This window comes from Chryseobacterium sp. 27AL, assembly GCF_057815395.1.
This window is the reverse complement of the sequence record NZ_JBYRIW010000001.1, coordinates 1,059,741-1,082,329: the sequence shown is the minus strand read 5'-3', so window position 1 is coordinate 1,082,329 and position 22,589 is coordinate 1,059,741. Positions and strand designations below refer to the sequence as shown.

General features: G+C 40.5%; 16 protein-coding genes. 8 read left to right on the top strand and 8 right to left on the bottom strand.

Going from position 1 to position 22,589, the window contains the following annotated elements:
* Positions 1–31: 31 nt before the first annotated feature.
* Positions 32–3,943 carry a DUF7948 domain-containing protein gene (locus tag AC3WV0_RS04760; RefSeq protein WP_488844434.1) on the bottom strand — a complete coding sequence of 1,304 codons (3,912 nt, stop codon included), beginning with the start codon at positions 3,941–3,943 and terminating at the stop codon, positions 32–34.
* Between the two features lie 182 nt (positions 3,944–4,125).
* Between AC3WV0_RS04760 and AC3WV0_RS04755 the strand changes: the two genes are divergently transcribed.
* From AC3WV0_RS04755 to AC3WV0_RS04720, 8 genes are all read left to right on the top strand, one after another.
* Positions 4,126–4,719 carry a TetR/AcrR family transcriptional regulator gene (locus tag AC3WV0_RS04755; RefSeq protein ID WP_488844432.1) on the top strand — a complete coding sequence of 198 codons (594 nt, stop codon included), beginning with the start codon at positions 4,126–4,128 and terminating at the stop codon, positions 4,717–4,719.
* A 96-nt stretch (positions 4,720–4,815) separates the two neighbouring features.
* Positions 4,816–6,183: a TolC family protein gene (locus AC3WV0_RS04750; protein ID WP_312902822.1), complete on the top strand. Its 1,368-nt coding sequence runs from the start codon at positions 4,816–4,818 to the stop codon at positions 6,181–6,183.
* Between the two features lie 9 nt (positions 6,184–6,192).
* Positions 6,193–7,254 carry an efflux RND transporter periplasmic adaptor subunit gene (locus AC3WV0_RS04745; protein WP_488844430.1) on the top strand — a complete coding sequence of 354 codons (1,062 nt, stop codon included), beginning with the start codon at positions 6,193–6,195 and terminating at the stop codon, positions 7,252–7,254.
* Positions 7,255–7,261: 7 nt separating this feature from the next.
* Positions 7,262–10,447: an efflux RND transporter permease subunit gene (locus tag AC3WV0_RS04740; RefSeq protein WP_488844428.1), complete on the top strand. Its 3,186-nt coding sequence runs from the start codon at positions 7,262–7,264 to the stop codon at positions 10,445–10,447.
* Positions 10,448–10,835: 388 nt separating this feature from the next.
* Positions 10,836–11,387, top strand: a complete 552-nt coding sequence (locus AC3WV0_RS04735; protein WP_488844426.1) for a hypothetical protein — start codon at positions 10,836–10,838, stop codon at positions 11,385–11,387.
* A gap of 559 nt (positions 11,388–11,946) precedes the next feature.
* Positions 11,947–15,255 (top strand): beta strand repeat-containing protein, encoded by a 3,309-nt coding sequence (locus AC3WV0_RS04730; protein ID WP_488844424.1) that lies wholly within the window; start codon positions 11,947–11,949, stop codon positions 15,253–15,255.
* A 229-nt stretch (positions 15,256–15,484) separates the two neighbouring features.
* Positions 15,485–16,747 (top strand): hypothetical protein, encoded by a 1,263-nt coding sequence (locus AC3WV0_RS04725; protein ID WP_488844422.1) that lies wholly within the window; start codon positions 15,485–15,487, stop codon positions 16,745–16,747.
* A 47-nt stretch (positions 16,748–16,794) separates the two neighbouring features.
* A complete protein-coding gene (locus AC3WV0_RS04720) occupies positions 16,795–17,529 on the top strand; it encodes a DNA-binding domain-containing protein (protein WP_488844420.1) in 735 nt (244 codons plus the stop codon).
* A 961-nt stretch (positions 17,530–18,490) separates the two neighbouring features.
* Here AC3WV0_RS04720 and AC3WV0_RS04715 read toward each other — a convergent pair.
* The 7 genes from AC3WV0_RS04715 to AC3WV0_RS04685 form a co-directional block, all read right to left on the bottom strand.
* A complete protein-coding gene (locus tag AC3WV0_RS04715) occupies positions 18,491–18,937 on the bottom strand; it encodes a KTSC domain-containing protein (protein WP_090000730.1) in 447 nt (148 codons plus the stop codon).
* A gap of 84 nt (positions 18,938–19,021) precedes the next feature.
* A complete protein-coding gene (locus AC3WV0_RS04710) occupies positions 19,022–19,522 on the bottom strand; it encodes a hypothetical protein (RefSeq protein WP_488844418.1) in 501 nt (166 codons plus the stop codon).
* Position 19,523: 1 nt separating this feature from the next.
* A complete protein-coding gene (locus tag AC3WV0_RS04705) occupies positions 19,524–20,084 on the bottom strand; it encodes a hypothetical protein (protein ID WP_488844416.1) in 561 nt (186 codons plus the stop codon).
* Between the two features lie 26 nt (positions 20,085–20,110).
* On the bottom strand, positions 20,111–20,689 hold the full coding sequence (locus AC3WV0_RS04700) for a hypothetical protein (RefSeq protein WP_488844414.1): 579 nt from the start codon (positions 20,687–20,689) through the stop codon (positions 20,111–20,113).
* A gap of 24 nt (positions 20,690–20,713) precedes the next feature.
* Positions 20,714–21,295 (bottom strand): GDP-mannose pyrophosphatase NudK, encoded by a 582-nt coding sequence (nudK, locus tag AC3WV0_RS04695; RefSeq protein WP_488844412.1) that lies wholly within the window; start codon positions 21,293–21,295, stop codon positions 20,714–20,716.
* 20 nt (positions 21,296–21,315) lie between these two features.
* Positions 21,316–22,221, bottom strand: a complete 906-nt coding sequence (locus AC3WV0_RS04690; protein WP_488844410.1) for a TIGR01777 family oxidoreductase — start codon at positions 22,219–22,221, stop codon at positions 21,316–21,318.
* A gap of 20 nt (positions 22,222–22,241) precedes the next feature.
* Positions 22,242–22,586, bottom strand: coding sequence for a hypothetical protein (locus AC3WV0_RS04685; protein ID WP_090000736.1), 345 nt, complete (start codon positions 22,584–22,586; stop codon positions 22,242–22,244).
* Between the last annotated feature and the right edge of the window lie 3 nt (positions 22,587–22,589).

Sequence of the window (22,589 nt, the reverse complement as noted above, 5' to 3'; positions counted from 1 at the left end):
AAGCCGACTCGTGAAATGAGACGGCTTCTTTTTATTCTCTGTTCTTGATCATCAACCATCCGGTATAGACTCTGCCATCAGATACTTTAATGGTATACCAGTAATTTCCTGTAGGAACTTGGCTTCCATTCAGCTTACCGTCCCATTCAAGTGGTTTTTTGGTGATCACTTCCTTGAAGACAGGCAATCCTCTTCTGTCATAAACATTCACTTCAGTTCCCAGATAATTTTCCAATCCTGCAATTTTCCATTTGTCATTGTATCCGTCACCATTAGGGGTAAATGCATTTGGAATATTAAAGATTGAAAAAGGCTTTTGGCCAATGATACACCCTTCTTTTGTTCTGACATAAACAATGTATTCGCCGATATTTAAATTCGTAAAAATATTAGAATCCTGCCATGTTATATTATCCAAAGAATATTCAAAATTTCCTGTTGCAGAAAGAATTATTGTAGCTGAATTGTTGTTTATATTGACAGCAGTTATTTCCGGGAGTATTGTGTAGCTTACCTCAACATGATCTGTATTTTGACACCCGAAACTGTTGGTTACCGTTACAGAATAATTCCCCGGAGTCGAAACAGTAATGGTTTGAGTGGTGGCTCCGGTACTCCAGAGATAGGATGAATAACCGCTTCCGGCATCCAGCGTTATATTGTTACCTTTACAGAAATCAATCTTTTCGGGAAGATTGATATTTGGTTTTGGATTTATGGTAAGGCTTAATCGTACAACTATAAAACAACCGTCCGCCGTGGAAACTTTTACATGAATAACCGTTGAGCCAACATTCATGGTATAATTGGATGGGTTGGCGATAGGATTCCCAAGATTGTCAGTATATGTAAACGTATAGATTCCGGGATTTGTAATAAGATTTGCCTGATAAGAAGTAAGGTCTATGACTGTTGAATTTCCTGTTGAGCTGTTGCATATCGTGGCAGAAAAGTCATTTGCCGGAACATTATTCGTTGATAAAGTTACTGAAATAGGCAGCTTTTCCGATTCGCAATTGTTTAAAGTTTGTGTTACGAAATAAGTTACTCCATGAATAAGAGGAGTTGTAAGAGGCAAAATATTTCCGGCAGCATCATAAAACTTTATTGCGGTTCCACTGACAATCAGGCTTGCCAGGGTAGGATTTGATGAGGCGCAGAAATCCTGTACAGAATTTCCGGCGGGTTCAGGGGTTTCATTTATTGTAACCTGAACAGCAGTTTTATTACTTTCGCAACCGTTGATGGTTTGAGAAACGTAATACGTTTGTCCGTTTACTAAAGTTGTTGTAGATGGTAAAATATTCCCGGCTGCATCATACCATTTAATATTCTGACCTGTAATCTGAAGATTGGCAATCGTAGGATGGCTGCTTGCACAGAAAGTTTGTTGGGTGCTGGTAGTTATTGGCAATGCAGGTGAAGTAACCGTTACATTTTGATTTTGTGTTGAAATATTTCCATTTCCGTCATTATAGGTCCAGTGAATTACATATGTTCCCGGAATAGAGTAGGAAAGCGGATCTGTTGTCGTAGCTGTAATGGTTCCGGCACAATTATCCGTAGCAGTGGGGATTGTTGAAATTACCGTGTGGCAATCGCCGGTAATGTCTGCAAGAGTTGCTGTGTTTGGAATAGGCGCGATATTGTCTCCCACAATCACATTTACGGTGAAAATTCCGTCGCAACTTCCTGATCCAGATACCTGGCAGCTGTATACTCCGGAATGAGATGCTGTTGCATTCGGAATAGTAGGGTTCTGGAGTGTTGATGTAAATCCGTTTGGTCCGGTCCAGTTGTAGGAAGTTCCTCCTGAAGCGTTTAATTGAAGAGTGGAATTAATGCAGACAGGGGAGTTGGAAGTTACCATACTTGCAGATGTACAATCCTGAAACTTTGCAATAAACATATCATTGCCTCCGCCGGGAGATTGTTGAAATGTTCCTGGAGTTGCAATCCCGGAAGTGTTTCCACCGGACATTCCGGTTAAGTAAATAGCACCTTCATTATCTTTGATAACCTCGCCTTGCTGAGTAGCTCCGTTTCCTGTGTAATAAGTTCCCCATTCTTTAATGTCATTTTGATTGTATTTAATCATGAAGGTAGAGGAAAACGAGGCTTGAAACCCCATATATGCGCCCGGTGTTGAAATATCAGCTTGACCATTTGAGTGTAATCCCGTAAAGAAAACATTACCAAAGGCATCCGGATAGGCAAGGAGTTGATAACCACCGTCAAAATTAAAATAGTTTTTTGAAATTGAATTGTTAGTTAGATTTATTCTCCATATACCGGGTTGTCCTGTAGGAAAACTAGTTGTAGAATATTTTCCGGGCAGAATCAGAACATTATTTACGATTCTGCCTTTCATAATAAATTCATCTCCTACATTACCATAGTAACTTGACCTTAGGATTGTGTTGCCGGATTTTGAAAGCCTGATGTAGATGCCATCAGAGCCGCCGGCCTTCAGTAGTTGAAAAGCGTTGACCATTGGAATATTTGATGACTGTGTTGCACCTATTAATTCAAGATTGTCTGCAGAAGACATGATTTGAAAAAATGAAGTTGATCCGTCACTGTTTCCAAAATAGGTTGCCCAATCTGTTGCCGCTGTGGAGGCATTTATAGATGCCAAAATACCATCTGTGTAGCCTGATGGAGTAGATTTTGTTGGCTGCATGGCATTTACAGTTGGAAAATCTGTACTAAATGAATCACCGGCGATGTACACGTGATTTTGATTATATGACACAGAATACAGTTTATCATTACTGCTTGAAGTAAATTCTTTCTGAAAAACCAGATTTCCACTAACGTTAAACTTTACCAGGACAATATTGTTGTTATATGGTCCTCTTTGGACGATTCCTCCAGCATAAATATTAAAATCCTCATCAAAATCGGCATCCATAAAATAGTCTGTCATCCCGAAACCATAATATGTACCCCAAAGTTTTTGTCCGTTTTTAGTAATCTTTATGAGGAAAGCATCAATTCCACCAGCAATGTTTTGTTGATATGTTCCTGAAGTCGCAAAATTATTATTACTTGTTGTAGATCCAATCACATAGCCGGTATTTTGAATGTCGGTTCTAATTCTTCCATAATCATCTCCAGTTCCTCCTACATGGCTTCCCCAAACTCTGGTGGGAACCGGATCAATTACAATGGTCCTATTCGAAGTATTAATAGGAGCATCAAATCCAAAAGTCTGATCACCAAGATCTTTAAAAGCAACATTAATATTTTCTTTTTCATTTCCGGTAATCCAGCTCTTAGGAATGTTTTCATACATTTCTCCAAAACGGACTTTCATTGAAAGTTTATGATCTTTAATACTAGTAGGTGCACCATTAAATTTCATTTTAATATCAGAAATTCTACCTCCGGGATTGATAATAAAATTATATTCTACAGGTTTTAAAGTATCGTTTGGTTTAAAAAAAATTAAATCAATATTCGGGTAAATATTTTTATATAGAACTTTTTTAAAGCGATGAACATTTGTTATTCCTTTTGGTTGATTAGGAATATTGAAATAATTATTATAATCCGGAGATTTTCCTTCTGCAATAATAGATGCATTTTTATTTGAATTTAAAAGTTCAATATCAATTCTGTGGTATAAATTTTCATACAAGAATTCATCTTCGTAATAAGTTTTGCCTTCTATCGATTTATCTTTTTTAAACTTTGAAGAATTAGGATTTACAGTTTTCTCTACTTCATAAACATCATATGAAAATCCATTTTTCTTCAGCTGAACATTTAATCCGTTAGAAAGAAATAAATACTTTACACTTGAATTTTCTTTTCCGTCCTGATCTACAATCTGGCCTTTGTTTTCATAAAAGAAATAATCATTGTTTGCAGGAGTTTTTTTCTGTGAAAAAATAGAAATACAAGAGAAAAAAGTCAGCAGAAATAAAATTTTTCGCATCGGTTATTAATTTTCCGGCAAATATAATAAATCCGCCTATTCTAAAAGATTAAAAATGATTAATACAATTTCATTATGTTAAAACATGACGCATATCATAATTTCTTCTTTTAATTATTTTGTTTAACAATTTTGTCAAAACGTTTGATTGATTTATATTTGCACAAATTTGTTTAACAAAAATGTCAAATCAAGCAAAAAAAGACCAAACACAGGAATTAATCAAGGAAACCGCGAAGAATCTATTCTTTGTGAAAGGAAAGTTTGATGCAACCACGCAGGAGATTGCCGATGCAGCAGGTGTCAACAGAACGCTGATCAATTATTATTTCCGCTCAAGAGATAATCTGATTCAGATCATTTTTGACGAAGCTCAGAGAGTAGAACACGAAAAATCTGAAATCATTATGAATTCCGATCTGCCATTTAAACAAAAGATAGGGCAGTTTATCGAGGGGAGTTTATCTACAAGTCTGCAGTACCCGTATTTGGAAACTTATATCGTATCACAGATTAATAAAGGAAACTGTCATCAAAAAGATATTGAAGAAGAAGAATTGAAAAAGCTATATAAAGAAGTAGAAGCAGAAATGGAACTGGGAAATATTGAAAAAATGGCACCTATACAGTTTGTTCTTAATATGATCTCCTTATTGGTTTTTCCAAGCGCCGTAAGACCTTTATTGATGGAAAATTTAATGATCGATGAGGTGGAATTTGATAAGATTATTTCGGAAAGAAAAGAGATTATTTTGAATATGTTGTTTAAAAATTAATTAAATGGTAAAGTATTTTAAAAAATGAATCGTCTTTTAGGAATAAAAACTACAGCAACAGCAATTACATTAAAAAAATAAACGAAGTATAAAATTATGAAAAGAAAACGTATAACTGCACAAAAGCTAAAAATAGGGATAGCGGCTGCATTTATGATTTTCGGCTTTTCATCAATTTCTGCACAGCAACAGGTTTCTCTTCAGGAGGCTATCAAACAGGCGCTCCAAAATAAGGCGGAAGCTAAAAAAGCGGCTTTGCAGGTGAAAAAGGCTGAATACAAAATTGATGAGGCAAGAGCGGGAGCACTTCCGCAGATCAGCGCCAATATCAGCAATACTTTTAACCCGATTCTTCAGACATCTGTGCTTCCCGGAGAAATCATAGGGATGCCGGGACAGCTGGTTCCCGTTACTTTCGGAACAAAATGGCAGTCGGTAAATTCTGTGTCACTGTACCAGAATATCTTTGACCAGAGGGTTTTTACAGGTTTAAAAGCGGCTAAATCTACCAGAGAATTTTATCTGCTTAATTCGGAGCTTACCAACGAACAGATCATTGAAAACGTGGCCACTGCATACTATCAGGTATTTGTTCAGGAAGAGAATCTCAAAACCGTACAGGCCAGCTATGCCAATACGGAGAAAGTGAGAAATGTCATCAAAAGCCTTGTGGATAACGGACTGGCAAAGTCTATTGATCTTGACCGTACCAATGTTCAGCTTACCAACATCGGTTCAAACAGACAGCAATTGGTAAATGCTGTTGAAGTTTCGAAAAATGCACTGAAGTTTTACATGGGAGTTCCGATCAGTACGCCGATCGAGCTGGAAGAAAAAACGATTGAACCCAATTCAGCACTGTTGAATACGGAAGCAAATCTGGAACAGCGTTCAGAGCTGAAAGTACTGAACAAACAAAAGGAGCTTTTACAGTACAATAAAAAAGCTACCGAAGCTTTGCTTTATCCGACAGTCGGGCTTCAGGCCAATTACGGATGGCAGGGACTAGGGAATAAGTTTCCTTATTTTACTGGAAGTGCGCAGGGAACCAACTGGAGCGACTACGCTTCAATAGGTCTGGCCATTAAAATTCCGATCTTCTCGGGAGGTTCTACAAAGGCACAGATTCAGCAGGCAGAGATTGATATTCAGGATTTGGATCAGGATATCAACAACACCAAGGAAAGCCTGGATCTTGATTATAAAAATGCCATCAGCAATATGGAGAATGCGATCATCAATATCGAAAGCATGAAAGACAATGTAGGATTGGCAGAAAGAGTTCAGCAAAATACACAATCCAATTACCAGTACGGTTTGGCTACGCTTACCGAAGTGCTGGATGCAGAAAATGCTTTAACCCAGGCCAAGCAGAATTATGCAAATGCCCTATTGGATTACAAGCAGGCTGAAATCAAATTAATCAAAGCAAAAGGACAATTAAACACATTACAAAACCCATAATAAACGACAATGAAAAAAACTCTAATATATATTATCGTGGCAGCTGTACTGGTCGGTTTAGCAGCATACAAAATTGCAGGCAATAAAGAAAAACAGACCCAGGAAGTAAAAGAAGTAGCCAAGCAGGTAGACAAGATCAATGTAAACGTGGTAACCGTTTCCAGAGAAAATATAAATACAGATTATTCAGCTAACGGAACCTTCATTCCGAAGCAGGAATCTAACCAGTCTTCAGAAATATCAGGAAGAATTGTAAGCGTTTTGGTAAAAGAAGGATCAAGAGTGGGTGCCGGACAGGTGTTGGCAACCATTAAAAAAGATGCGATCGAAGTAGATGTTACCCAGGCGCAGAACAATTTGCAGAATGCCATTATCGACAATCAGCGTTATGAAAACGCTTTCAAGACAGGAGGGGTGACCAAGCAGCAGCTTGATAACTCAAGATTACAGCTAAAAAATGCGCAGGCAGCCGTAAAAGCACAGGGCGTAAGAGTAAACGATACCAGCGTACGTGCGGGGATCAGCGGTACCATCAACAAAAAAATGGTGGAACCGGGAATGGTGGTTTCCCCGGGAACGCCTTTATTTGAAATCGTAAACATCAATTCATTAAAGCTGGCAGTTTTGGTTGACGAAAGCCAGATCGGGAAAATTCAGATCGGACAGGAAGTTCCGATTAAAGTAAATGTATTGCCGGAAGATTCTTTCGTAGGAAGAATTACCTTCATTGCTCCAAAAAGTGATGCTTCATTGAATTTCCCAGTTGAAATTGAAGTTCAGAATAAAGGAAACTTAAAAGCCGGGATGTATGCTACGGCTACCTTTAAAACCAACAACGGCGCTGAAACCCAGAATATGCTGACAGTTCCTGCGGAAGCTTTTGTAAACGGGGTAAGCTCAGGACAATTATTTGTTGTTCAGAATGGTGTGGCTAAACTTATTAAAGTAACCGTAGGAAAAGTATATGGCGATAAAGTTCAGGTACTAAGCGGACTGAATGGCGGTGAGCAGGTAGTGACCAGCGGACAGATCAACTTAGACAACGGATCTAAAGTGAATATTATAAAGTAGAAGTACGATGAAGTTAGCAGAAATATCCATTAAAAGGCCATCCCTTGTCATCGTATTATTTACGATTCTTACATTGGGAGGTATCTTAAGTTACTCCATGATGGGGTATGAGTTGATTCCGAAGTTTGAAACCAATATGGTAACGATTTCCACGGTATATCCCGGAGCTTCGCCTGCTGAGGTGGAAACATCCGTGACCCGGAAGATCGAAGATGCCGTTGGATCCCTGGAAAACGTAAAAAAAGTAGAATCGTCTTCCTATGAAAGCTTATCCGTAATTATGGTACAGCTGAATGACGGAGCCGATGTAGATTATGCTCTGAATGATGCCCAGAGAAAGGTAAACGCCATTCTCGCAGATCTTCCGGATGATGTAGATGCACCATCACTGAATAAGTTCTCACTCGATGATTTACCGATCATCACGATGAGTGTTTCATCAGACAAATTAAACAGCAAAGAGCTTTACGACCTTTTAGATAAAAAAATAGAACCGATCTTCTCCCGTGTAAACGGTGTGGCACAGGTTGATCTTGTGGGTGGCCAGGAAAGAGAAATCCAGGTGAATCTTGATGAGAAAAAACTGCAGGGGTACGGGCTCTCAATAGGAGATGTACAACAGGCTATTCTTTCTTCAAACCTCGATTTCCCGACAGGGAGTCTGAAGACGAGAACTTCAAAATCTACGATCAGATTATCAGGAAAATATAAGTCGGTGGAAGAGATGAACAACCTTGTGGTTTCCAATAAAAACGGAGCGCAGGTTCGTTTATCTGATATTGCAACGGTGTTCGATTCTCAGAAAGATGTTGAGAAAGTAGCGAGATTCAATCAGTTCCCTACCATTTTGATGCAGGTGAAAAAACAGTCTGATGCCAATGCAGTAGCAGTATCAGAAAGTGTTCAGAAGACAATTGCAACAGTAGAGGAAGCTTATAAAGTGCAGGGCGTAAAGGTAAAAGTGGTAAATGATACCACAGATTTTACCCTTGAATCTGCCAACCACGTGATCTTCGACTTATTCCTGGCGATTATCCTGGTAGCGATTGTCATGTTATTGTTCCTTCACAGCATCAGAAACGCATTTATCGTAATGGTATCCATTCCGGCGTCATTGGTAGCTACGTTCATTGGAATGAACCTTATGGGATATACATTAAACCTGATGAGCTTACTGGGGCTGTCGCTCGTGGTAGGTATCCTGGTGGACGACGCGATCGTAGTGCTGGAGAACATTTACCGTCACATGGAGATGGGGAAAAGCAAGATCCGGGCAGCGTATGATGGAGCTTCAGAGATCGGATTTACGGTAGCAGCGATTACATTGGTAATTGTAGTGGTATTCCTTCCGATTGCGATGAGTTCAGGATTGGTGGCCAACATTCTGGCGCAGTTCTGCGTCACGGTGGTTATTGCAACGTTACTTTCATTGCTCGCTTCATTTACCATCATTCCATGGCTATCATCAAGATTTGGTAAGCTTGAACATTTAACAGGTAAAAACTGGTTCCAGAAGTTTATCCTTTGGTTTGAAAGTATGATCGACAGATTTACGCACTGGATTACCGGAGTTTTGGAATGGTGTTTAAAAACCACTTTGAGAAGAATAATGACCGTGGTAATCACTTTCCTCGTACTGATCTCTTCCTTTATGCTGGTAGGATTTGGATTTATCGGATTTGAATTCTTCCCGCCGATCGACAGAGGGCAGTTCCTGGTGCAGATGGAGTTATCAAAAGATGCAACGGTTGAAAAAACAAATCAGCTTACCTTAGATGTTGAGAAATTTTTAAGAAATGATAAAGATGTAGTAGATCTGATTACAACTGTCGGACAGCAGTCGACAGGTTTTGGTGGAGCTCAGGCTACAACCTATCAGTCGGAGGTGCAGGTAAACTTAACGGATAAATCAGAACGTTCTGAAAGCACAAACATCAAAGCGGCAAAAATAAAAAGAGCGTTAGAAGAGAAATTTACAGGAGTTGAATTTAAAACTGCTCCAATCGGGATCATGGGTGCTGAAAATGCACCGATCGAAATGGTGGTAACAGCTCCGGATAATGCAACGGCTGTAAAAGAGGCTACCCGAATTTTAGCATTGCTTAAAAAAGTTCCTGGAGCAGTTGATGCGGAATTATCAACCGACACCGGTAGTCCGGAGGTTCAGGTGAATATAGATAGAGATAAAATGGCTTCTTTAGGCTTAAACCTTTCCAGCGTAGGACAGACGATGCAGACGGCTTTCAACGGAAATACTGATGGAAAGTTCAGAGCCGGGGAGTATGAGTACGACATCAATATCCGTTTCGGAGATGCCAACAGACAGTCCATTGATGATGTGAAAAACCTGATGTTTACCAATCCGCAGGGGCAGCAGATCCGTCTGAGCCAGTTTGCAGATGTAAAAATGGGTTCAGGACCGAGCTTGCTGGAACGTAGAGACAAATCGCCTTCCGTGAAAGTAAGAGCAAAAGCCGTAGGTAGACCTGTTGGTGACGTAGCGAATGAGTGGTCAAAACAATTCATGGAAAGCAAAGATAAACCTGTTGGGGTAGACTACATCTGGAGCGGAGATATGGAAAATCAGCAGGAAGGTTTCGGTACTTTGGGAATTGCTTTATTAGCTGCTATTGTATTGGTATACCTGGTAATGGTTTCTTTGTATGACAGTTTTGTGTATCCGTTTGTGGTATTATTCTCCATTCCTTTGGCGATGATCGGGGTAATGGTGATTCTTGCCCTTACAGCCAACTCATTGAACATCTTTACCATGTTGGGGATGATCATGCTGATCGGTTTGGTAGCCAAGAATGCGATCCTGATTGTAGACTTTACGAATGCGAGGAAAGCAGCAGGAGCAAACACACATGATGCATTGATCCAGGCCAACCATGCCCGTCTCCGTCCGATCCTCATGACCACGATCGCGATGATCTTCGGGATGTTGCCAATCGCATTAGCAACCGGAGCAGGAGCAGAGATGAACAAAGGTTTGGCATGGGTAGTAATTGGTGGTTTAACCTCATCCCTATTCCTTACATTGATCATTGTGCCGGTGGTATACTCTTTATTTGACTCGATCTTAAGAAGAATGGGAAAACATGAAAAAGTAGACTATGAAGCTGAAATGAAAGCCGAATATGAGCATAGAGAACTAAGTGAGGACGGATATACTCCGAAGCATTTAGATTAATTTATACAAACCTTAATTAACCAAAAAACCGTCTTGTTGTATTACGAGACGGTTTTTGTTTTATCTGATTTTGAATAATGTTACTTTGTAATATTCTCAATTAACCATTTAATATTGCAGAGAAAAATTTATATAGCCCAACGAAAAATATAGTCACGCTTAGACTACTTTTTCTGTGACAAATGTAAACAAATTATCGTTACTTCCAAATAATAATCCTTTGTTTTTTAATAGGTTAATTAATTAGCTACTATAATTTCCATTAAAAAAGGGCTGGTCCAGAGCTAAAAGAATTGCTCTCGTTTTTACCCTGAAAAAAGCAATTTGTATTGATTCTTAATTCATTGGACTTAAAAGTAGTCTAAGCGTGACTACCTTTTTTTACACAATGAAACTACAAATGATGACCCTTTCCCAGCTCCCTCATTTCCTGCGTTTTAGCGTAAGGATGCTGTGTTGTCAGCTCTTTTTCATTGCTGTTTTTATCAGTTCCCAGACTCCTTTTTCCTACGCCGATTCAATACTTTTTATCTCTGATGATTCTTATCTGTATGTTGAACTGTCTTCTAAAATCTCCGGTGCGACGTCTCTGTCAGGAAAGAATAAGACTGTAAAACAGTTCAATATAGCTAAACATAAAGCTCTCTCCAGGCTAAGTTCATCGTCCATAAGCAAAACATCAAGCCAGCTCTGCTTTACCACTCCAAAGAGCTCGCATTATGTTGGAAACTCTGCCAACCCGTTGTCGACAGCTGTTCTGGGAAATACTTCTCCGGTAAAACAACATCATAAAATGACAGGCTCTGACTTTTGGACTTTACCACAAGTAATTGCCTCAGAAAAGAAACTTCTATATAAACATACTAACCATTTTAACCTTTTAGAAATTATCACCAACCACTTCAGCCGCCCTCCTCCCATACTTGCTTTTTTTTATTAAACACAAATGACACGAATTATTTAAACACAAATAAGCACAAATATCTTCACACGAATGATTTACACAAATAACACAGGAACTCTAATGTACGGGTCACTTCCCGCTCCGTTTGTCATCCCGTAGGGATCTCAGCAAAGATTTTCACACAACATTTGTGAAATTAGTGTTTAAGCCATTAGTGCCATTCGTGTTTAAGAACCAGCTTAGCGGACTCTTTTAAGTAGAACGCCTTTGTGAATCTAAATTTTTGGTATTGGATTCGTCGTCAATTCGAGTGTTTTTTCGTAACAAAGTGAAGAAAAAATGTATCGAGAATGAAATTGATAATCAAACTTATAAACTTCTCGATACGATTTTTTCAAAATCTACTCGAAGTGACGGAGTGAATCTAAATGCACAACGCGTAAGAGTCTTAGTGTATTTTGTGTTTAAAAACCAGCTTAGCGGACTCTTTTAAGTAGAACGCCTTTGTGAAACTTAAAAGCATATCATATTAAAGAATCTCTGTGCACTTCGTGTTCACAATTAAAAATATAAACAACAACCTAAATACAAAACAATGAAACATTTATTTACAACCGCCGCCGTGCTGTTCAGCATGACCGCATTCGCCCAGGTGGGGATTAATAATACTTCCCCAAAAGCAACCCTCGATATTACCGCCAAAACCAGCGGAACCAAACCCGAAGGACTCATTATCCCACAATTATCCGGTGATAACATCCATACTGCCACAGCCGCCGCTGTCTATGGAGCAGCACAGAAAGGACTTATTGTTTATGCCTCTTCAGCCGACTCTAATCCTACCGGGCCAACAGCCAATATTACCACTGCAGGCTATTATTATTTCGATGGAACGAATTGGCAGAAAATCTCTACAGGAAATACAGTAAGCACTTCGCTTGCCAGCGGAAACATCTATGTAGGAAGTGCTTCAAATGTGGCCACAGCCGTAAGTCCAACAGGAGATGTTACCATTTCCAATACCGGAGCCACCACCATAGCAGCTAACGCCGTAACAACATCGAAAATTGCCAATAATGCAGTAACCGTAGCCAAGCTTCCCGCAGGAGCTACTGCGACAACTTTCTTAAGAGGAGATGGAACATGGGTAACGCCTACGGATACCAATACCACCTATACCGCCGGAACCGGACTCACCCTGACAGGAACTTCCTTTTCAGCGAATGATGCTACGGCAATGACAAAAGGAATTATACAACTGGCAGGAGATTTAGCAGGACCTGTTGCTGCCCCTACCATTGCAAGCGGTGCAGTAACTTCTGCTAAAATAGCAGATGGTGCGGTAACTGCTTCAAAGCTTAACCAGATGTCCGCCACTTCAGGACAGGTACTGGGTTGGAACGGAACAGCCTGGGCCCCTACTGCCAATGGAATAAGTACTACCCTGAACAACGGAAACATCTTAGTGGGGAACGCCTCTAATGTGGCCACGGCCGTAAGTCCGACAGGAGATGTCGCCATTTCCAATGCAGGAATAACTTCTATAGGCACAGGCAAAGTTACCACGACACACCTTGCCAATAATGCAGTAACCGTTGCCAAGCTTCCTGCAGGAGCTACCGCTACAACTTTCTTAAGAGGAGACGGAACCTGTGTGACACCAACTGACACAAATACTACCTATACCGCCGGAACCGGACTCACCCTGACAGGAACTTCCTTCTCAGCAAATGATGCTACGGCAATGACAAAAGGGATTATACAACTGGCAGGAGATTTAGCAGGACCTGTTACTGCCCCTACCATTGCAAGCAGTGCAGTAACTTCTGCTAAAATAGCAGATGGTGCGGTAACAGCTTCAAAGCTTAACCAGATGTCCGCCACTTCAGGACAGGTACTGGGTTGGAACGGAACAACCTGGGCGCCTACTGCCAATGGAATAAGTACTACCCTGAACAACGGAAACATCTTAGTGGGGAATGCCTCAAATGTGGCCACAGCCGTAAGTCCGACAGGAGATGTCGCCATTTCCAATGCAGGAGTAACCAGTGTTGACAAGCTAAAGGGCAAAACATTATCAGCCACCGCACCTACCAATGGACAGGTCTTGAAATACAATACTACCACAAGTGCCTGGGAGCCTGCTGCAGATACTGATACCAATACAACTTATACCGGTTCTGCCTCTATTAACCTAAACGGAACCAGTTTTGAGAGAACTGCTCTATCAGGAGATGTAACAGCCTCTGCCAACAGCAATACCACAACAATAGCAGCTAACGCCGTAACTTCTGTTAAAATCGCTGACGGAACCATTGCCAATGGAGATTTAGATGCAGGAGTTGGAGGAATCTACAAAGGAAATGGGGCATTGTCTGGTAACACCACAGTGGCACAGGGTGGTAGTACATTGGCCTTTACCTCCACAGCCACGAATGGGTTTTCTGTAGATGGAACTACACTTTCTGTAGATGCTGCGAATAACAGGGTAGGAATCGGCACAACTTCTCCCCAAGCCATAATGCATATTTCGGGAACAAGTGGCGATCATCTCAGACTGACAAACTCATCTTCAGATTGGGCATTAGGAAGTGAAAATGCAGGAGGACAAAACGGGATACCAGGACAATCGTCATTCAATATTACAGATAGAGTTAATAGTGTCAGACGTATGACGATAGGTGTTGACAATAGTTTCAGATTAGGGGGCAATATTGCTACGGGCAATTCAGCGCTATCTATTGACGGCCCTACCAACAAAGTGGGAATAGGAACCAATACTCCTCAGGCAACATTAGACATTAAAGCCGGGAGCAACGGCAGTGTAGCCGAAGGACTTATCGCACCCAGACTTACCGGGACTCAGCTCCAGGGTTTCACTTATACCTCATCACAGACAGGAGCGATTGTTTATGTAACGGCAGCTCCTGCAACTCCTGCAGGTCAGACGGCCAACGTTACTACAGCAGGCTATTATTATTTTGACGGAACCAATTGGCAGAAAGTGGCTAACGGTGCCTCAGTAACGGATGCTACTACATCGGCAAAAGGGATTGTACAATTGGCAGGAGATTTATCCGGAACCGCCGCATCACCAAGTATTGCCAGTAACGCCGTAACTTCTTCTAAAATCGCTGATGGAACTGTAGCCAATGGAGATTTAAATACAGGAGTTGGAGGCATCTACAAAGGGAGCGGAGCATTATCCGGAGGCAATACTTCAGTAGACTTGGGTACGAATAATTTAGCTTTCACTTCTAGTGCAACCAATGGAACCAGCCATTTTACGGTAGATGGAACTACATTAAATGTAGATGCGGTGAATAATAGAGTGGGAATTGGAACTTCAACTCCGGGAAATTTACTAGAAATCTCATCAAGCAGCAGCAATACTGGTTTAAAATTACCTTACGGGGCAGCTGCGGGTAAAATTCTCACTTCAGATGCTGCTGGAAACTCAAGTTGGCAGTCTAGTAATTCTGTATTTGTATATTCAGAAGTACATTCAACAGGAAATAGTACGTCGTTTTCTGCAGGGAGTATAGTGAACTTTTTTCATACAATAAAAGGAGAAAATATTAAAACTATTTATGGTAATTCTTATGGATGGATAGATGCTACACAAAAATGGGTAGCTCCTTACACTGGAAAATACAGGGTAACCACCAATATGTTCTTCAATTGGAATTCATCAAGTAATCCTCGTGTTTATGCATATGTAAATGGAAGCACTATCTGTAATATAACATCTGCGACCAACTCGGGAACACAAGACGGAACAGCATATACATCAGCTATAGTCAACTTAAATCAAGGCGACTATATACAGTGGAAGGCGATAACAGCTACAGTGCTTTATGGGTATGATTATCATACTTTTATACGGGTTGAATCTGTTGAATAATAATCTTATGCTCGCACTAAAAATCACGCGCTGGTGTACGCGTCTCAGTCGTGCAGGATTTTAGAGATTTGCACAAGTTCGCTTATAAAAAGTAAATCAATGAAAGATAATCTTCACAGAGCTCTCAGCCCTGTGAAGATTTAATAACAACTAAAATATATACTCAACATAAACATCTTGAATTATAAAAAAGAAATCAACAAATAAAGTTTATAAATACAATTACACAATGAAAAAAATTATTACAACAGCCTATCTGTTAGGGATGGCTATCTTTTCTCAATCCATGTTCGGTCAGGTGGGGATCAACACAAAAACCCCCAATGCGACCCTCGATATTACTCCAAAAACTACAGACGGTAGTAAACCCGAAGGACTTTTGATTCCACAATTAGATGGCAATTCTCTCAATACATCAGCATACGGAAGTGCCCAAAAAGGAGTGATTGTTTACGTGAAATCACCAGCGAGTCACACAGATGTTAAAACAGCCAATATCACCGCAGAAGGCTACTACTATTTTGATGGAAGCGTGTGGCAGAGAATGACAGGAGCTTCCGCAGGTGATACCACCAACGATGCCTGGATCAATGATACCACCAACGGTTTGGTAAAGCTGGGAACAAAAGCAGATGGGACCACAAGGGCAGCAGGCACAGACTTCGTCGCCAAAGACAATGGACAAGTGGGAATAGGAACAAGCAGCCCGGATGCAAGCGCAGCTTTGGACGTTACTTCCACCAATAAAGGTTTTCTTCCACCCAGGGTAGCCCTTAACAGCAAGACAGATACAAGTACCATTAGTTCTCCAACTGCGGGATTATTAGTGTACAATACAGGTGTAGGATCCCTTAAAAGTGCAGGAATGTATTATTGGGACGGGTCTCAATGGATTAGTCTGAAAGGAGATGGGGCAACATCTTCCCCAACCGATCTGAATATTGGAGAAACGCGAACGGCAGTAATCACCGTCCCAACATCTTCATTTGCTAATGGCTCTACCGGAGTTAGTCGTACCTGGATGAACGGAAGAGAAGTAAGTAGCACACAAAGTGTTAATTATAAACTTTTATCAGACGCAGCAGGCAGTACAAGTGATTTCGTTAGCTTCGGACCGAATGGTGCTTTAAGGATGGACTTTGCATCAGGTGGATATTCTGGGGCTTGTTGCCCTGCACCCAAGTTTGTTAATACCTCTTCTTCGCCTATATTCTATAGTTTGAATGCACTTTCAACAGCAGATGCTAACTTAAATACCGGAACAGGAAGGTGGTTAGCACCCGGAGCCGTATGTAAGCAGATTGATGGAAATGATGGTTTCGCAGTTGGCACAAATGGGATTAGTGAATATGTAAATACAAATATCCTCATTCATAATACAACAGATGGTAGCGTTCAATTTTATATTGCAACGTGGTCTCTTATGCGGGCAGATGATGGCCTAGGTCACAATAACACGTATGGTTTATTTACCATTACCAGATACAAGTAAAAAGCATAGCACAATTTAATAATCAAATAATTTAATAATCAATAACAATGGCAAACATCCTACACAAAATCAAAGCGTATCTTTATGATAACGTTTTAACCAAAGACAATCCCAATGACTTCATTGCCCGCACGGCAAGCGAGCGTTCCCTTTCTGTAAAGCAGATCTGTGAAGCCGCCGCCGGCCGTGGTGGCGCAGATGTTTCTGCTTCGGCCATGGAACATGCGACAGAACTGTTCCTTAAGGAAATGGCCTACCAGCTGTGCGATGGCTTTTCCGTAAACACCGGCTACTTCACCGCAAGCACCACCATTCGTGGGGTATTTGATAGCCCTTCGGAGACTTTTAACAAAGACAAGCACAGCATTATCTTCCAGTTCAACCAGGGAGAAAAGCTACGGGCAGAGATTCCTAATATTGAAGTTAACATACTGGGCGTAGCAGAAGCTTCTGCGGTAATCTTACAGGTAACGGATGTGAAAAGTGGTTCGGTGAATGATCTTCTTACGGCTGGCAGAAACCTGAAGATTGTGGGCAGTAAGATTAAAGTTGTCGGTGATGATGCTTCTGTAGGTATTTATTTTGTAGATATTGCGACACAGGGCAGGACTAAAGTGGAACAGAGTGATATCGTTACTAATAATCCTTCGGAACTTATTGTCGTGATTCCGGCATTGGCAGCAGGAACTTATAATCTGGAAGTGGTAACGCAATACGGTGGCGGTACTCCCCTGAAAGATGCGAGAACTGCTACTCTCGATAAAATACTGACGGTAGCGTAAGTAATGAGTCTCTGTTTTCCGAGAGACGCTTTCGTCGCCCGACACAAGGGTCTTGCGTCGGGCGTGGTAAGGAGGTTGCGTCGGGCGTCACAAGGTGCCTTCGTCGCCCGACGAAAACACCTCTCGGAAAACCTAAAACCTTTAACAGGGTAATTTTTTTTAGTATAATGGTACTCCGGCTTAGGGAATTTCCCGGCCGGATTTTTGGCTTCGGTTTCGCTTAGCCACTGTTGGGTAGGAGGGTTTGAGTTGAAGGACTGGTGGCTTCGAGTGACCTCAGCCACCATTGGAGTTGTCGTGTTTTAGAGTGGATTGAGTGTCTTTAGAGTATAGCTGTATGGATGTTCCTGTGGAACGACAAAAAGTAGTCGGCTGGCGGCGCCTGAGGTTCTCGAAGGCCCGCGTTACACTTGAAGGATTGGTGGCTTCGAGAACCTCAGCCACCATTGGGGTTGTAGTGTTTTAGAGTGGATTGAGTGTCTTTAGAGTATAGCTGTATGGATGTTCTTGTGGAACGACGAAAAGGAGTCGAATGGCGGGGCCTGAGCGGAGTCGAAGGCCCGCATTACACTTGAAGGATTGGTGGCTTCGAGTCACCTCAGCCACCATTGGGGTTGTAGTGTTTTAGAGTGGATTAAGCGTCTTTAGAGATAGCTGTATGGATGTTCTTGTGGAACGACAAAAAGGAGTCGAGTGGCGGCGCCTGAGCGGAGTCGAAGGCCCGCATTACACTTGAAGGACTGGTGGCTTCGAGTCGCCTCAGCCACCATTGAAGTTGTAGTGTTTTAGAGTGGATTAAGTGTCTTTAGAGTATAGCTGTATGGATGTTCTTGTGGAACGACGAAAAGTAGTCGAATGGCGGGGCCTGAGGGTCTCGAAGGCCCGCGTGCACTTGAAGGACTGGTGGCTGAGCGGAGCCGAAGCCACCTTTCCTTTAAACAAATCAATATTTTAAAACAGATTAATCTGCCATTACTTCACCCGCCTTACGATATACAAAGCTGCCATAAATATGTCTTCTTGCAAAACGGCTCGGAGAATCGGCATTCACCATTTTGATATAGGTATTTCGCGGAACACCCAGGTATTCATAAATGTTTCCGTTAAGATGCTGAATGGTCAGTATCGATTTTTCAAGATAGAAATCCTGAATATTGGAGGTTGTAACCGTTTCCGTATATTCTTCTTTATATTTTTCCTGCGTTTCAGGGTTAATGCTTACCAGGAAATGATAGGCTTCAATTACCGATTTGCTTTTCTCTTCCGCTTCCACCTTACCGGCTTCATCATTGATAAATTTATCAGGATGCGTGTCTTTCATTACATTTCTGTAAATGGTTTTCAGCTCTTTTAAGGTTACGTTTTTATCTACTTCCAGAAGCTTTCTGTATTCGCCTAATTTTTTCATATGGTGGGATCCTTTTTTCGGGAGGCAAAATTAAGGTTTTTAATTGATAAATGGTAAGTTGTTCATTATTAATTAAAAACAATTTTACTTAACATAGCTTTTTGTCTCATCCCATACTGTTTTTACAGGTCTGAAGTCTGCATCGTCGTCATGATTTTTTTGTAAGTCAAACAACTTATTTTTACTTGTGACCAAAGCACCGGAAATATAGGTTTTAGAAATATATGTTGCCAGGTCGGGTTGCTGAGCATCATTAAAATAAATGGTAGTCTCATTAATGATACTTTTTTGAGGCTTTCCTAAGGATTTTTGATAATGCTGGGATTCGGATTTTAAAATACGTATTACCTTATCATTTTTATCCTTCGTTATCGCAGTTGAGAAACCTATTGACCCGATATTTCTACGGTCACGGTCTGTTATTGAACCGGATCCCTCAATAAGTTGAGTAGGATAATCTTTGGAATAAACATTAATGCTATCCAGATAACGATAATTTTTAAGTTTGATCTGGCTTTGGACATCACGATTCACCTGTGCTGATAATGATGCAGAAGTTAGGAGTATGAGGTAAAAAAATCTCATTTTATTTATTTTCTAAAAATACATTTGCCATCTTTATCGACTCACTAATATGCTGATCCAGTGCGTCTTCATTTTCCAACGGGTAATAAAACTCTTTCGGATTGACGAACACATTATTGTATTTTGTGCGTTCGCTGGCTCCATCAACGTCAATTGGCAAGAGCCCGGATTTCTTTTTTCGCTGCACGGTCGCCAGGCCTTTTGCCGTAACTTTAGATTCCACGCAGCCAACCAACGCGCCTCTTCCTAAGATATCAAAGCAGATAGCCGTATAAATGCCATTTGGAACAAGCTGACCCGGTGGCAGGATGCATGCATACAGCACATGAGGCAAATTAATGATACCACGGGAAATTTCCACTGTAAGCCGGGTATGGTTAACTTCCCGATAATGATTTTCCAGCAGCTTCTTAAAATCCCGCAGAGCATCACGAATGGATATCATTCCGGGATCATCTTTACGTAAGGCCTGTCCTTTAATCACCGGATATACCTGCCTGAATTCACAGATGGTATTAAAAAGGGCGATAATGTCAGGATTCAGCATTACATTAAATTTCAACCTTGATTTTTTATTATTGCTTTAAACTATTCCGTCCTCTGGTAAATATGCGTTACTTTCGAATTTTTAATAAAATCCTCTAATGAGGTACCTTTCACCGCATTTTTATTGGTAAGTTCTACATAATAGATCATCGTATTAGGAAACTTCTGATCCTTACACAAGATTCTGAATCTTTTTACTTTGTCATCAGTGCTTAAAAATGCAAGTTCCGAAGCATTGTAAAACCTGATATTGTTTACATCGAAAGCATCCTTCCAGTTTTTCTGCAGTTTGGCAAATCTTTTCTGGGTTCTGTCACTGTCTTCATTTTCAAACTTATCAATCTGAAAATCGGTTAAAAGCTGAGGATAAATCAATCCTTCCTGAAGAATAGCCTTGGTGATCTTATCAGATTTATCATAAAAAACAACTTTACTGTCAAACAGCACCTGATTGTCTTTTACTACCATATTTCCTGCAAATTTCTTATAGCTTTTCTTTTTGTAGTCGTTTTTAAAATGTTCAATAACAGCTTTGTCTTTCGGACCCGGCTTTTCTGTCTTCTGTGCAAAAACCGGCATGGATAAAACTAATGAAAGGCCGGCAGTATATAATAATTTCATGATATTTAATTAACTTTTATGAATTTAAAGAATATTTTTAAGTCTTACATATTGGAGCAGCATGATGGTCTTGGCATCTTTAATTTCTCCGGAGTCGATCATTGCCAGGGCATCATTAATAGAAAGTTCAAGGACTTCAATATCTTCGCCCTCATCTTCAAGTCCGCCACCGTCTGCGATCTTCATTTCTTTTGAATATTCGGCGATGAAGAAATGAAGGATCTCCGTTACGGATCCCGGTGACATATAGGCTTCAAAGATCTTCTCGACATGGGAAATCTGGTATCCTGTTTCTTCTTCCGTTTCCCTTTTGATGCACTCTTCGGGATTGTCATTATCCAGCAGTCCGGCACACGCTTCGATCATCATTCCTGAAGGATTTCCGTTGATGAATGTAGGCAAACGGAACTGTCTCGTTAAAATCACTGTACCCGATGTTTTATTATACAACAGAATAACGGCGCCGTTTCCACGGTCGTATGCTTCACGGCTCTGTTGCTCAACGCTGCCGTTTTTTTTCTGAATAGTGAAAGTTACTTTCTTCAAGGTATACCAGTTGTCTGATAATATTTCTGTTTTTTCTATCTTAACGTTTGTATTAGACATAGATTGTATGATCTTGGTAATTATTTCTTTAATAAATCTTCTAAAGCTTTTTTTAGATCGGGAAACTTAAAATGAAACCCTGCTTTCTGAATTTTTCCGGCGGAGGCTCTTGAACCTTCCAATAAAGCATCTGCCAGTTCACCAAAAATAAGTTTTAAAACAAATCCCGGAACATTCGGCATAAAGAGCGGTTTCCTTATAACTTCTGCAATTGTTTTGGTTAAATTTTCATTGGTAATATGCTGAGGCGACACAGCATTGAAAGCTCCATCCATCTCTGAATTTTGAATGGCATATTCGTAGATCGCAACAATATCCTTAATATGGATCCACGGCATATATTGTTTTCCGGTTCCCAGAGGGGAACCTATTCCCATTTTGATGGTTGGAAGCATCTTCTTTAAGGCGCCATCCTCTTCTGAAAGAACAACCGCTGTACGGATTTTCACCACTCTTTCCGCAAGGTTTTGCTTTTTGAACTGGTCGGCGGCTGCTTCCCATAAGACAACGACTTCACTTAAAAAGTCATCTCCCGGACGGTCATTCTCATTAAAAATTTTATCTGTGGTTTTTGTTCCATAGTAATTGATCCCGGAAGCGGTTATAAAAGATTTCAGTTTAATATTTTGCTCCTGTAGTTTCTTTAAAATAAGTCCGGCAGAATCAATTCTGCTGGAGATCAGCTCTTTTTTTCGTTCATCTGTCCACCGTTTTTCAGAAATATTGGCACCCGCCAGATGTATGATATGTGAGACTCCTTCAAGTGCATTTTCATCCATAGTCTGTGCTTTGATATTCCATTCAAACTCATTGTCGTGCTTTTTATTTCGGGTTAAGAAGCGAACGGTATAGTTTTTCTCAAGCCTCTTGGAAAGCTCTTGGGCGATAAGTCCGCTTGCTCCGGTGATCAGTATGATGTCTTTCATTTCATTATTGCGTTTGATATTTATGACTGATTTTTAACGATTAAAACAAAATCATCATCCAAAAGTTTATAGCCGTAGTCGTATATAAATTTATATTCAGAACCGTTTTTATAAACCTTTAGATTGGTAAAATAATCAAAATCAAAACCTAAGCCATCGAGTTTCGAGCGGGGAACTTTCGCTTTGCCATCTGTATTCACTTCTGAAAGAATCCTGTAATTTTTGCGAAGCTTATTATTGACATTACGCATCAGATTATTAGAATCTTTGTTCTGTTTGTTATTGTAAGCATTTCGGCAGGCATCGTTGCAGAACTTTTTGTCTGATCTCCCGATGATTTTTTCGCCGCATTCAAGACAGTCCATAAT

What these genes read in the sequence shown, in the direction of transcription:
- AC3WV0_RS04760 (WP_488844434.1), bottom strand. Translation starts at nt 3,943, where the DNA reads ATGCGAAAAATTTTATTTCTGCTGACTTTTTTCTCTTGTATTTCTATT.
- AC3WV0_RS04755 (WP_488844432.1), top strand. Translation starts at nt 4,126, where the DNA reads ATGTCAAATCAAGCAAAAAAAGACCAAACACAGGAATTAATCAAGGAA.
- AC3WV0_RS04750 (WP_312902822.1), top strand. Translation starts at nt 4,816, where the DNA reads ATGAAAAGAAAACGTATAACTGCACAAAAGCTAAAAATAGGGATAGCG.
- AC3WV0_RS04745 (WP_488844430.1), top strand. Translation starts at nt 6,193, where the DNA reads ATGAAAAAAACTCTAATATATATTATCGTGGCAGCTGTACTGGTCGGT.
- AC3WV0_RS04740 (WP_488844428.1), top strand. Translation starts at nt 7,262, where the DNA reads ATGAAGTTAGCAGAAATATCCATTAAAAGGCCATCCCTTGTCATCGTA.
- AC3WV0_RS04735 (WP_488844426.1), top strand. Translation starts at nt 10,836, where the DNA reads ATGAAACTACAAATGATGACCCTTTCCCAGCTCCCTCATTTCCTGCGT.
- AC3WV0_RS04730 (WP_488844424.1), top strand. Translation starts at nt 11,947, where the DNA reads ATGAAACATTTATTTACAACCGCCGCCGTGCTGTTCAGCATGACCGCA.
- AC3WV0_RS04725 (WP_488844422.1), top strand. Translation starts at nt 15,485, where the DNA reads ATGAAAAAAATTATTACAACAGCCTATCTGTTAGGGATGGCTATCTTT.
- AC3WV0_RS04720 (WP_488844420.1), top strand. Translation starts at nt 16,795, where the DNA reads ATGGCAAACATCCTACACAAAATCAAAGCGTATCTTTATGATAACGTT.
- AC3WV0_RS04715 (WP_090000730.1), bottom strand. Translation starts at nt 18,937, where the DNA reads ATGAAAAAATTAGGCGAATACAGAAAGCTTCTGGAAGTAGATAAAAAC.
- AC3WV0_RS04710 (WP_488844418.1), bottom strand. Translation starts at nt 19,522, where the DNA reads ATGAGATTTTTTTACCTCATACTCCTAACTTCTGCATCATTATCAGCA.
- AC3WV0_RS04700 (WP_488844414.1), bottom strand. Translation starts at nt 20,689, where the DNA reads ATGAAATTATTATATACTGCCGGCCTTTCATTAGTTTTATCCATGCCG.
- nudK (WP_488844412.1), bottom strand. Translation starts at nt 21,295, where the DNA reads ATGTCTAATACAAACGTTAAGATAGAAAAAACAGAAATATTATCAGAC.
- AC3WV0_RS04690 (WP_488844410.1), bottom strand. Translation starts at nt 22,221, where the DNA reads ATGAAAGACATCATACTGATCACCGGAGCAAGCGGACTTATCGCCCAA.
- AC3WV0_RS04685 (WP_090000736.1), bottom strand. Translation starts at nt 22,586, where the DNA reads ATGGACTGTCTTGAATGCGGCGAAAAAATCATCGGGAGATCAGACAAA.